Genomic DNA, 12,309 nt, shown 5'->3' with positions numbered 1-12,309 from the left:
AAACATCAGAACTAATCCCTAACACCTACATTTGGATCAATCACTATTAGTGAATACTAAGTATTCGTTGATTCATTACCCATATGAAACAAATATTACTAGCGATCACTGCATCTGCCATTGGCATCAGCGCAGTTCATTCGGCAGCGCTTACAACGACTGCATTTTCCTCTCCCACCAAGATTGTAGCTCAGGGTAATAAGGCTATCAGCCTTAGCGTAGCCTTTCCTACAAATTATTTTATTGAAACCGACGGTGAGTCAGCTCTCGCGATTGATCAGTGGGTTTGGGGTGAGGACTCTCAGCTAGACTATACCGCAGGCACGTATGGTGGAGGCGCAGGACAGATCAACCGCCGCGGGACACTTCAGATAATGAATGATGCGAAAACGACGCTAGGACTGGTTGATGTCGCCATGAATTACACGCTCGGAACGGGCGATTTTGTGACGCTTGAACTCTATGGCTGGAATGCTAGCGAGACATCTCCCGCCCTGTCATGGGGAGGTGGTTCCACTGGGGATAGCTGGAATGACACTACCATCGGTGTTGATGCCACGACGTTGTTGAATAAAACCTACACCACGGGCACCATCGTCGCTGAGTCGGTGGATTTAGGGACGGGGTATGACTACTACATGTGGCGTGTTGGTCGTTCTGCTGGAAACGACGTTCTTGGTAATGCTGATCAAACTACCTTTAGCGGTCTCTCAGTTGCCGTTCCTGAGCCGGGCACTTACGCACTGCTCGCTGGCCTCACTGGTCTGACATTCGTCATGCTGCGTCGCCGACGCCCTTAATCAGTCGCAGTTCATTTTGCATAGCCCTCGGATCTCACGATCCGAGGGCTTTTAGTTTGTCGGCATGAGTGGGGTAGTCCTGCTCTAATTACGTGAGTCTCTGCTCGAGTTGCGATAGGGATAGCTCCGCAGGCGCGGCTTCCTGACTGCCATCGGCAGCGATGGCCGCAAGTGCTCCCGTCAGCAGAGTGGCTATGAGTCGTGGGTGAAGTCGTCGCATCAGGAGCCGTATTTCATCCATTTAATTGTATCTCATGAACGAGTCGGAACGTATAGGTAAAAATACCTATATGCCGTTTTTTAGAATATGATAGTATGTCCTCAGATTGACTAGTGCAATTTTAGTGCTATCCTTTCTATGTCTGGCAACTGATCCATTCACACTAATAATATTAACCCCCTAATATAATTACCTGATCTTAGTGAACTGCTAAGCATTCGTTGATACTATTACCCCATATGAAAAGCACATTCATTCTCGCAGGCGCAGTGCTTGCTTCAACACTCACTTCGCAGGCGGCGGGTGTCGTCTATAGCACTGATTTCACTGGTGAGGAGTATACTCAAAACACCGGAGCCGTCGTATTTGACGATGGCACAACCACTGCTGTCGAAGAGTGGTTTGGTTCAAACAATGGCATTGGCATTGCTGGTGGAGATCTGTCTTTTAATAATTCTACTGCTAACAGATTCCGGGGGACAGGTGTCTGGCTCGATACATCAGTCACAGGATGGGAAGCTGGACTCGTTACTGTTGAGTTTGATGTGGCCAACTTTGTATCTGGCGCTGATACGGATCTCCTTTTTCAAGCATTCGCTGCGAATGGTGTAGATGCCTCAAATACTGTGAGTTTGGATCTTCATGGAGCGGTCTCTGGTCACCCTGTGCTAGGCAATAGCGGAACCGCTACGATTAGTGCGCTTGGTTCTGAGCAATATATTACCGGCAACGGCACTGATGTAGCTTTCACCTTTACCTATAACGGAACGGATGATTTTGTTGGTTTGGTTTTTGCCCAAAGCAACGCCGCAGGTGGCACGGCTTTTGGGTCTGCTGATATCGATAACCTTTCGGTTACCGTCCCTGAGCCAAGCACTTACGCACTGCTGGCTGGCCTTACAGGCCTGACATTCGTCATGCTACGTCGCCGTCGTGCTTGATTAACCCGACAGCTCAATTTTCAAAGCCCTCGGATCAGTGATCCGAGGGTTTTTTCGTTTGATAGATTCCGTTTAAGTATCTCTCAAGATTGAGTCGGCACATATAGGTAAAAATACCTATATGCAGATTTTTTGAAAATGATAGTATGTAACAGCCATGCAAGATATCTTAGTTCGATGCCTAGATTGACTGAAGCAGACACATTCTAATTCAATCTTCGGGCAAAATTAAATATCCACCCTTAATATACAGAAATACGCCATGAATCACTTAAACAAAGAACCCCGACTGTTGTCTGCTGCGGCAGTCATTTCATTACTGGCTGTGACCAGTTCGTTCGCTGAGACTTTCACCTGGACAGGCACCGACAGCGGTGACTGGAATGATATTGATAACTGGACATCGGATGGCGCGAGCGCAAAGCCAAGTGATATCGAAACGGGTGATGTTGTGATCAATAATACAACAAACTTAGATCAGATTATCCGAGGGAATACTACCATCAACTCACTCGAGTTTGGAAGCTCGAATCTTGGGGGAACCACTATTGGACTTATCGCCGGAAATGGCACTACCGCTCGTAATTTAACTTTCTCTGCCACTTCCGGGAATTCCACTCTGACGATCGATGCGGCGTCTACTGGGGATAAGATTTTTAACAACCTCGGTAAAGTCAGACTTACCAGTAACTTAGACATCGTTCACAACGGCGCCGACGATTTGAGATTTAACTCTGAAGTCACTGGAAGTGAGAATCTTAGCATAACGGGTTCAGGCGTCACATATCTTGATGGTGCCAATACCTATACTGGTAACACAACGATAAACGCGGGGAGCACCTTGAGATCGACCAGTGGCGCAGGCTCAGAATTTGCCTTCAAAATCGGTGCCAATGGGGTCAACAACGCTATGTTGGGAACGGGATCTGTTTTTCTACATACTACATTCGTTCTTGATCTTAGCACAGCCTCTACCATCGTTGGCAGTGAGTGGCTTATCCTCGACGTGGATAATCTCACCGAGAGCTACCGCTCAACTTTTGCTGTCGCTAGTGAGAATGGTGGCTTTACGGAGGCTAGTGGACTCTGGAGTATCACTGAAAACGGTGTTGACTACGAGTTTGCGGAGCTCACAGGTATGTTGACTGTCGTTCCAGAACCCGGAACTTACGCATTGCTCGCTGGCCTCACTGGTCTGACTTACGTGATGCTTCGTCGTCGTCGCGCTTAGCACGAATCGTTCTTTTCTTTCAAACGCCTTCGGATCGGTATCACTGATCCGAGGGCGTTTTTATAGATACAGTGCTGGAAGTTTAAATGTCCTGCAGGCTGTAACCCCTCGCGACTGAATACCATTCTCACATGAAACACCTCTTATTTCTTTCCGGCGCAGTGCTTACGTCGGCACTCACTTCACAGGCGGCAATGCGTATTGTTTACTCCGAAAACTTTAACGACTTTTCGATCACTAGTAAAACCAATGGAGTGCATGCACTCGGCGGGGCGTCTGCTGCAGTGACTTATCGTGAGTTTTTTAGCTCAACCGGTTTGGTGAATGATACAGGTAGCACACTGAACTTTACTAGTGACGGGGTGGCTAACAGGACGCGTGGTGCGGGCGTTTGGTTGGATACCAGAGAATGGAGTCCCGGCACCGTTACCGTGACGTTTGATATTTCGGGCTTCGTCGCTGCTACGGGTGTTGATTCGGGCTCCTTCCTCCAGACATACACTGCAAGTGGTGTGGATGACACAAATGCTGTAGGGGTCGATATTCACGGAAGCTTCAACGGCGGTGTCGTTCTAAGTGGCACAGCAACTTCCAGCACGCTTGGTGATCCAACTGCAATTACTGCTGATGGGACAAGTTTAACGCATACCTTCACCTATGCAGGAGAAGAGGAGATTGGCCTGTTCATCGTGCATCGGGCTGTTAACGGCGATCCCGGTGGCACCAGCGCAGCATTTAGCCTCGATAACCTAGTTGTCGTCGCTGAAACGATTCCTCTACCGGTTCAACCAAACATCGTTCTTTTCTACGTCGATGACCTCGGTCAGCAGGATATTCAGCTGAACGAGTTGGACAACCTATGTCCCTACGACACTCCGAACATTACGAAGCTGGCCTCTCAGGCCATGAATTTTACATCGGGCTATTCGCCGGCACCTTCCTGTTCGCCATCACGCGCTGCGATCAACAACGGGCAGCATCCAGCGAAGACACGGTTCACGCACGTCTCGCTTGACGACGTGGATGACGGCAAGAGCTCCCAGCTGTTGATTGCGCCTTACTTAGAGTTACAAATTGATCGCAATTTGTTGACCAGCGCCGAGGCCTTGGCAGCAAATGGCTATGCGACTGGGCACTCCGGCAAATGGCACCAGGGCCTCAATGCCGCAAATTACGGCTTCCAGACGGTCAATGAAGATCGTGGAGCGCATCGCGGTATGAGCCCTGATCGGCTCGATCCGGACGCATTTGCCTCTGATACCAATGCCAGCTATCCACTCACCACCGAAAGGTATTTTCCTTACAGTGCGGAGTTTCCGGATGGCATTCGGTATCCCGTAGATGAGGTTACAGATTCAGCGATTGCATTCATGGATGCTAATAAAGACGGGCCATTTTTCCTCAACCTCTGCCATTGGATGGTCCACTGGCCGGTGCTCACTCGTAACGAGGACCTGCTCAAATACTATTGCACCAAATTTGGCGTTATTTATGATTCAGACTTAAGAGATTCAATGGGCGACGTTAAGGACTGGACGACGCCCGGTCAGACGAATCCGTATTTCGGTGCGATGGTCACTACGGTGGATTGGAGTCTTGGGCGAATTGTGGACTACTTGGAGACCACTGACGATCCCCGCAATCCTGGTAAAAAACTGATCGAGACGACTTATATCTTCTTCACCTCAGACAACGGTGGTGCGGAGCAGCATGGCCAAGAGGTGATCTCGGACAATGCACCGTTTAAATATGGTAAAACCAATCCGGAAGAAGGCGGCGTGCGGGTCCCATTCGTGGTTTCAGGGCCAGGGATTTTAGCGGACAGTGAGGTGCATGAGATGGTGAATCAGCTCGATTTATTCCCCACCTTCCTTACGTTGACCGACACCACGATTGATGCGGCTGATTATGATGAACTCAGTGGTTTGGACATTGCTCCGGTGCTGTATGGTGAGGCCACTCAGGTGCTTGATGCGCTGGATAAGCCACGGGATTTCTTATTCTGGCACTTCCCGCATTATAGTCACATGAAGTCTTCTCTTCGAAGTGGTGATTATAAAATCCTCAAGTCATTTGAAACGGGTGTTTACGAGTTGTATCGACTCTATGATGGCCTGGATGCCAATGGAGACCCAGTCCGCTTGGATATCGAAGAAGCGAATGACTTAGTGGCGTCGACTGATCCTGAAGATGTCACCGCTCTCGCAGAGTTGACTGCAATGATTGAAGGAGCATTTGTAGACTATAACGCAGAGCTTCCTTACCTGAATCCTGACTATACAGGCGTCGATCCGGCAACGGTCGCTGCGCCAGACGTCAATACGTTTACTGGCGAAACACGCTTGGCTGAGCTTACCATCGTATCGAGCGGACCCAAAATTGTGGAGGCCTCTGTGCTCTATCGTGGCGGGCCCACGGCTGGTAAAACTGATGTGGTTACGGACGAGTTTATCTTAGGAATGCGGGAGCCTGCGACGACGAGCGTCGATGGCTACACTGTGAGTGCTGTGATACCAGAGAGCATCATAGCTTACTGCTTCCTGCTCGTTGATGAGAATGGGTATATGCAATTTACGAGTGAGGTCAGCAGCCCGTTGCTTGTTACGGTGCCTGATGCGCTGGCTCACTGGCCGCTCGACGAAGTTTCAGGCAGTCAGGCTGCAGACATTTCGGGGAATGGTCACCATGCAACTGTGACGGGTGCTGAATGGACTGTCGGAGTCGATGGCGGGGCCCTGTATTTTGATGGTGGGGCTGATGCAGATGCCGATTATGTTGTCATTCCTGTAGGGGCTGTTTCAGGTATTAATAACCAAATTAGCATCGCCATGTGGGTTTATGGTGGAACGACTCAACCCGCTCAAGATTCAGTTTTTCATTCCCGAGACGCGAGTGATAATCGTATACACAGTATCCTGATACCCTGGTCCAGTGGAACCGTAGTTTGGGATGCTGGTTATGACTCTGTTGCTGATGCAAGTGATCGTGTTTCCAAGGGGACTGACGCGGCCATCTATAAAGGAGTCTGGAATCACTGGGTATTTACAAAAGATACGACTGAACCGGCAGGTGTTGGTAGCATGGTGATCTATCTCAATGGATCCGTATACGATACGGATACCGGGACCTACCCCATGTCAGGAATGAACACGACATGGCTTGGTAGTGGGAAAGATGCGACCTTGAGTTTTGAGGGGCTACTGGATGAGGTGATGCTCTATGATGTGGCACTGACGGGCGCTGAAGTCGCGACGCTCTATGCGAGCTATACGCTGCCTTCGGACTACCAGACGTGGTTGCTCAATTATCCGGGGCTCAGTGATGTCACTTTTGAGGGCGATCCGGAGCAAGACGGGATCGCGACCGGTCTCGAGTTTGTGTTGAATGGCACACCCACGGAATCGGGCGAAGTCATCCTCCCTCAGGTGGATGCCACAGATGAGAACTTTACCTTTACGTTTACACGTAGCGCAGATGCCGTGCCGTTTACTGAGCAGATTTTTCAGTATGGAGCGAGTCTGTCCGGTTGGACCGATCTCAATATTACAGAGCCGCGGGCCAGTGAAGTGAGCTTAGGCTCGATCTCAGGAGGCCTACAACCAGTGACGGTGACGATTCCTAAGAGCATGGCGGTGGATGGTAAATTCTTTGGGCGATTGAAAGTGCTTTCAGTGGTCGACTAGTGAACTGATTCTATCACTCAGATGAAAAACCCTAGATAAAAAATAGATGAAAAAAATATTACTAGCGATCACTGCATCTGTCATGGGGCTCAGCATAGCGCTGGCGACTGATTTTACCACCGCCCCGGTTAAGATTACCAATAAGGGGCATGCGGCTATTAGCCTTAGCACGATGTCCTCTGCTAATTACGCTTATACAATTAAAAGAAATGCGACTCCTACCGAAGACACTCAAGCCATTGGCGATTGGATTTGGGGGGACGATGATGAGCTACGCTATACTGCGGCTACGGATACGTATGGTGGATCCGCAACGAAGGTGAACCGCCGCGGGGTAATTCGGATCATCAATGATTCGAAAGCGACCCAAGGCCTGATTAAGGTCGCCATGGATTACACGCTCGGAGCGGGCGATTACGTGACGCTTGAACTCTATGGCTGGAATTCTGGCGAGACATCTGTCGGTCTGTCATGGGGAGGTCCTAAAGATGGGACAGCCTGGAATCAGACGATCGTTGGCGATGCCACGGCCTTGTTGAGTCAAACTTACACCACGGGCACATCGCTCTCTGAGTTGGTTGATTTAGGGACGGGGTATGACTACTACGCCTGGCGTGTGGGTCGCTCAGCTGGAAACGACGATCTTGGTAATGCAGGTCAAACGACTTTTAGCGGTCTCTCAGTGACCCTTCCATAATAAAGTATCTCTCGTGAACGAGTTGGCGCGTATAGGTAAAAATGCCTATATACGGATTTTTAGAATCTGATAGTATGTAACAACCTTGTCGCATTCTACATGACTCTAAAGCATCAAAACGAATCCCTAACACCCATATTTGAATCAAGCACTGTTAGATACACACTAAGCATACATTGATTTGATCACCCATAATATGAAAAAAACATTCATTCTCGCAGGCGCAGTGCTTGCCTCCACTCTATCTTCACAGGCGGCGGTAGTCTCCCTCAACAATGCCGATGCCGCCGGTGCCACCGTGGTCGGCGGAACACTTGGCACTCTTGTTGCACCAGGTGATGGCGACGTTATTACTTCGCAAAGCTACACGATTAACGACCTGGCGCTTGATGGTGATGCTTTAGCCAACGATTCGGTTACGATCACTTTTGATCTTTCGGCTTTTAATTCTAGCGGCGCGGCTAATCTTAACTGGGATCTCATCGAATACGACATTAACAATACCCCTTTCAAAACTGCAGGGGATGGTATCACTTTTGGAACCATCACGCTCGATGGTGCACAAACAACTTCCGAAGGAGCTGCTATCTCATTGAATAGCGCAGTATTCACGGAAGTAACCTATAGACGCTGGGCTGCTGCAGAAGACGAAGTGACGTCAATTGTAGGTTCTTCTACCAACATTACCAATAATATAGCTGGCATAGTCGCTTTGAATGACACGACTTTCACCACAACGCACGTTTCTGGTGGATCTTGGCAAATTGATAACTATGATCTCGCTATTGATGTCACTGTCGTTCCAGAGCCAGGCACTTACGCACTGCTCGCTGGCCTCACTGGCCTGACTTACGTGATGCTTCGTCGCCGCGCTTAATTCGTATCGTTCCTTTCTTTCAAGCGCCTTCGGATCGATACCATCGATCCGAGGGCGTTTTTGTTGATCCATTGCTGAAAGTCTAGGGGCTTCTCTCGTGCAGTTGAGTTGTTCTGCCGAAACCACCCAGGTGTCCGAGTTATTGATGTAGAATATTCTTATTTTTCAACCTATTGGGCGTTCGGATTCGTCGCTGTTAGAACACTGTAAAGGGGGGCGTATCCTGTAAATACGTGGTGTGTGACGCTTCATTTTTATGATACACTTTAACTTACTTAAAATTAACCATTCGAGCGCCTCTAGCAGTGGTTGATCCATGCGGTTCATTCCGGGGGGATGGGGGGCGATATCAACACACGTAGATGAGCAAATTTGGTTCGAAATAACGCTAAAATAAATTTAAAATACGATGAACAAAATTAAAAAAACACTGGTCGCTGGTTTTCTAGCGGCTGCTTGCTTGCCGATGCTCCACGCGAAGGTCGAGCAGCCTAATATTATTATCTTCTACGTCGATGATCTCGGCTGGCAGGCGACTCAGATCAATGATGTGGATAAGCCAAGTCCGTATGAGACTCCGAATATTGTGAAACTTGCGGAGTCTGGTATGAATTTTACTCAGGCTTATTCGCCAGCTCCGACCTGTTCGCCATCGCGTGCCGCGATTAACTCCGGGCAACATCCCGCGAAAACACGATTCACCCATGTCACGCTGGATAACAGAAAAGATGTAGGGAAAGGCGAGCGCTTGCTTTCTCCTTATCTAGAAGGGCAGTTTGATCGAAATCACCTGACGAGCGCGGATGCGCTGAAGGCGAACGGCTACCGCACCGGACACACTGGAAAATGGCACATCGGCCTGTCATCGGCGAGTTATGGTTTTGATTTCGTCAACGAAGACCGTGGCATCCACCGCAGTGTCCCGGATCGCACCCAGGGCTTTGCGACGGCGGAAGATCCCAAGTATCCACTGAGTCAGGAAAAGTATCCGCCCTTCAGTGCAAAAAAACCGGAGGGTATTTCGTATCCCTACGATGAGGTCACTGAATCTGCCATTCAGTTTATGGCGGAGAGTGGGGATCAGCCGTTCTTTCTCGATCTCTGTCACTGGATGGTTCACTGGCCGGCGATGACGCGCAATGGCGAGCTACTTGAGTATTACTGCGATAAACTCGGCCAGCAGTTTCCACCGAAAAAGGGCGCGATGAGTCTGCCAGGGCAAAATAACCCATACTTTGCCGCGATGGTGACCAGCGTCGACTGGAGCCTGGGGCGCATTGTGGATTTCTTAAAGAAGACCGATGATCCTCGGAACCCTGGCAAGAAGCTGATCGAAACAACCTATATTTTCTTCAGCTCTGACAACGGTGGAGCCTTGAGGCACGGTCAAGAAACGCTCTCGGACAATTCGCCGCTGAAAAATGGCAAAACCTATGCAGAAGAAGGCGGCGTTCGGGTGCCTATGGTGATCACTGGTCCGGGCATTGCAGCAGGCGCTCAGTTTGATGGCATGATCAATCAGCTCGATTTCTTCCCGACCTTCTTGGAATTGACCGATTCTAAGATCGCCGCCAAAGATTTCGCGAAACTGAGTGGCTTGGATATCACACCCATATTGATGGGCGAAAGCACACAGGTTTTGGATGCTGAGGGCAACGAGCGCGAATTCCTTTTCTGGCACTACCCGCACAATCCGATCATGACATCCGCCATCCGTAGTGGAGATTTCAAGCTCTACAAACGATACGATTCTGGCGAATACGAGCTGTATCGTCTCTATAATGACGGTCAGCGCAATGACTTCGAAGAGGCGAACGACCTCGCGAAAAATCCAGAGTATGCATCGGTCGTCGAGCAACTCAGCGGATTGCTCGAAGCATCGCTGGTCGCGAATAACGCAGAGCTCCCGTATTTGAATCCAAATTACTCGAAAAAAACGGAATCCGCAGCCACGGTCGGCAAAAGCTCGTTCAAGGCGGGGACACGTAATGCACGGGTATCTGTCCAATCGGGTGGTCCAGTGGTGAAAGAGGCATGGGTGATCTATTGCGACGGTTCAAAGGCTGAGAAGCATAAACGCGGCAGCGACAAGCCAGTCACCGCTGAATTCATCTCAGGAATGCGCCTTCCAGCGACGGTCAGCAAAGATGGACTCAAGGTGAGCGCGACGATTCCAGAAAGTATCGAAGCTTACTGCTTCATGCTCATCGATGCCAATGGCTTCATGCAATATACCGACGTTGTCGCTGCGAAGTAGTGCCAATTTTGACCGCTCAATTTATGAAAAACACCTCACTTAGAACGACAGCCGTGCTGCTTTGTTCGTTTGTTTTTGCTACGGTTACTCTCGCAGCTGATCGAGCACCTGCCCAGGGCCTGCCCGCCCAGAGCTCGTCGAAGGTGTCGAAACCAAACGTCGTGTTCATCCTCACGGACGATCAACGTTTCGACTCGATGGGGTTAACAGGGAATACGGTTACAGAAACGCCGCATCTCGACCAGTTGGCGCAAGAAGGCGTTTTCTTTAGTCAGGCCTTTGTGACGAGCCCGATCTGTGGCCCCAGTCGTGCGAATATCTTCACTTCGCAATGGGAACGTAAGAACCGCATCGGTTTTACCAGTGTTTCGAATAATTATGTGTCGCAGGAGGCGTTTGAGAATAGCTTCTTGATGCAAATGAAGCAGGCGGGCTATTCGACTGCGTTCATCGGCAAGCACCATACGAAGATCGTGGATCGCAGTAATAAACCGCTGAAGAAGGCGATTGATTTCTGTTATTACGGGGAAGGGCACCTAGGGTTTCATCCTGCGAAAAAGCGTAAGATCTTCTCCAACCTCAAGCATGAGTCGCAGACTGAAGCCTTGTTTGAAGCGTTTCAGGCGTATTTGAATTCGGACAATGATTACGCTTATTTCTATGAAAATGCGGATGCATCGATCAAAGAGCAGTTGCAACCGCGTGATGCGGATAAGCCATTCTGTGCATGGATCAACTTGAACCTACCGCATCAATCGAGCTTGGGAGGGATGGGCTCTAAGCCAGGAGATCCTGAGTTTTACTCGACACGGTATAAGCAGAATCAGTTTCAGGTGCCAGAAGGCTATCCGAACAATTTAACGTTGCCTGCAAACGTCATTACTCGAGAGGAACAACCGGGATATTACAAATTTAATGAAAACTCGCTTCGAGGTTCTTTGCTCAAGACCGCGCGGGCAGTGTATGGCATCGATCAGATGGTCGGAAATCTACGGGCGATGCTGGAGGAGATGCACCTCGCCGAGAATACCATCATCGTGGTCTTTTCGGATAATGGCTTGCTCTACGGCGAGCATGGCTTGGGCGGGAAGACGATGCTTTACGAAGAGTCCGTGCATGTGCCTTTGATTGTCTATTCACCCTTTTTGCCGGAAGGAAAGCGCGGTCAACAACGCACGGATCTAGTGGTCGGGCAAGACATACCAGCGACACTCTTGGATATGGTCGGCATCGATGTGCCGAATACCTATCAGGGCGTCAGTATGGTGCCACTGATCGAAGGGCAGGAGGTCGATTGGCGTCAGGATGTATTCCTTGAGAATTTGTTCACCGATCAAGGCTACGCGCGGCAGGACTCGGTTCGCAGCGAGCGCTATAAATACATCCGTTACTACAGCAAGGAGGCAGATCGTAAGCAGTATCTGCCCGATGGTATCGCAGGTGAAGCGCCGATCTATGAAGAACTGTTTGACCTTGAGTCGGATCCGAAGGAGCTGCGCAATTTAGCGAGTAATCCTGAATTCGCCTCCATTTTACAAGCGCAGCGCGCACGCTGTGATGAATTAGTCACAGAACTGAAACGCTAGTCGCGGTTTAAGCATAA

Annotated in this window: 9 protein-coding genes; 8 read left to right on the top strand and 1 reads right to left on the bottom strand. The window is 49.7% G+C overall.

Going from position 1 to position 12,309, the window contains the following annotated elements:
* Window positions 1-83: 83 nt before the first annotated feature.
* Window positions 84-800, top strand: coding sequence for a PEP-CTERM sorting domain-containing protein (locus GZZ87_RS15095; protein ID WP_162026642.1), 717 nt, complete (start codon window positions 84-86; stop codon window positions 798-800).
* A gap of 88 nt (window positions 801-888) precedes the next feature.
* Here the strand turns inward: GZZ87_RS15095 and GZZ87_RS15090 are convergent, their stop codons facing one another.
* A complete protein-coding gene (locus GZZ87_RS15090; protein WP_162026641.1) occupies window positions 889-1,041 on the bottom strand; it encodes a hypothetical protein in 153 nt (50 codons plus the stop codon).
* A gap of 218 nt (window positions 1,042-1,259) precedes the next feature.
* Here GZZ87_RS15090 and GZZ87_RS15085 point away from each other — a divergent pair, with 218 nt between their 5' ends.
* From GZZ87_RS15085 to GZZ87_RS15055, 7 genes are all read left to right on the top strand, one after another.
* On the top strand, window positions 1,260-1,961 hold the full coding sequence (locus GZZ87_RS15085) for a PEP-CTERM sorting domain-containing protein (RefSeq protein WP_162026640.1): 702 nt from the start codon (window positions 1,260-1,262) through the stop codon (window positions 1,959-1,961).
* A 262-nt stretch (window positions 1,962-2,223) separates the two neighbouring features.
* Window positions 2,224-3,192, top strand: a complete 969-nt coding sequence (locus tag GZZ87_RS15080) for a PEP-CTERM sorting domain-containing protein (RefSeq protein WP_162026690.1) — start codon at window positions 2,224-2,226, stop codon at window positions 3,190-3,192.
* Window positions 3,193-3,323: 131 nt separating this feature from the next.
* Window positions 3,324-6,875 carry a sulfatase-like hydrolase/transferase gene (locus GZZ87_RS15075; protein ID WP_162026639.1) on the top strand — a complete coding sequence of 1,184 codons (3,552 nt, stop codon included), beginning with the start codon at window positions 3,324-3,326 and terminating at the stop codon, window positions 6,873-6,875.
* A gap of 46 nt (window positions 6,876-6,921) precedes the next feature.
* The gene (locus tag GZZ87_RS15070; RefSeq protein ID WP_162026638.1) at window positions 6,922-7,572 is read left to right on the top strand and encodes a hypothetical protein; all 651 of its coding nucleotides are present in this window, start codon (window positions 6,922-6,924) and stop codon (window positions 7,570-7,572) included.
* Between the two features lie 196 nt (window positions 7,573-7,768).
* Window positions 7,769-8,449 carry a PEP-CTERM sorting domain-containing protein gene (locus GZZ87_RS15065; protein WP_162026637.1) on the top strand — a complete coding sequence of 227 codons (681 nt, stop codon included), beginning with the start codon at window positions 7,769-7,771 and terminating at the stop codon, window positions 8,447-8,449.
* A gap of 409 nt (window positions 8,450-8,858) precedes the next feature.
* Window positions 8,859-10,706: a sulfatase gene (locus tag GZZ87_RS15060; protein WP_162026636.1), complete on the top strand. Its 1,848-nt coding sequence runs from the start codon at window positions 8,859-8,861 to the stop codon at window positions 10,704-10,706.
* Window positions 10,707-10,729: 23 nt separating this feature from the next.
* Window positions 10,730-12,292, top strand: coding sequence for a sulfatase-like hydrolase/transferase (locus GZZ87_RS15055; RefSeq protein ID WP_162026635.1), 1,563 nt, complete (start codon window positions 10,730-10,732; stop codon window positions 12,290-12,292).
* The last annotated feature ends 17 nt before the right edge of the window (window positions 12,293-12,309 follow it).

Origin of the sequence: Lentimonas sp. CC4 (assembly GCF_902728235.1) — a bacterium.
In the GTDB taxonomy this organism is placed as follows: domain Bacteria; phylum Verrucomicrobiota; class Verrucomicrobiia; order Opitutales; family Coraliomargaritaceae; genus Lentimonas.
Note: the sequence above shows the minus strand (reverse complement) of the source record. Positions and strands in the feature narration are given on the sequence as shown.

Coding starts and splice junctions, on each gene's coding strand:
- GZZ87_RS15095 (WP_162026642.1), top strand. CDS start 84: ATGAAACAAATATTACTAGCGATCACTGCATCTGCCATTGGCATCAGC.
- GZZ87_RS15090 (WP_162026641.1), bottom strand. CDS start 1,041: ATGGATGAAATACGGCTCCTGATGCGACGACTTCACCCACGACTCATA.
- GZZ87_RS15085 (WP_162026640.1), top strand. CDS start 1,260: ATGAAAAGCACATTCATTCTCGCAGGCGCAGTGCTTGCTTCAACACTC.
- GZZ87_RS15080 (WP_162026690.1), top strand. CDS start 2,224: ATGAATCACTTAAACAAAGAACCCCGACTGTTGTCTGCTGCGGCAGTC.
- GZZ87_RS15075 (WP_162026639.1), top strand. CDS start 3,324: ATGAAACACCTCTTATTTCTTTCCGGCGCAGTGCTTACGTCGGCACTC.
- GZZ87_RS15070 (WP_162026638.1), top strand. CDS start 6,922: ATGAAAAAAATATTACTAGCGATCACTGCATCTGTCATGGGGCTCAGC.
- GZZ87_RS15065 (WP_162026637.1), top strand. CDS start 7,769: ATGAAAAAAACATTCATTCTCGCAGGCGCAGTGCTTGCCTCCACTCTA.
- GZZ87_RS15060 (WP_162026636.1), top strand. CDS start 8,859: ATGAACAAAATTAAAAAAACACTGGTCGCTGGTTTTCTAGCGGCTGCT.
- GZZ87_RS15055 (WP_162026635.1), top strand. CDS start 10,730: ATGAAAAACACCTCACTTAGAACGACAGCCGTGCTGCTTTGTTCGTTT.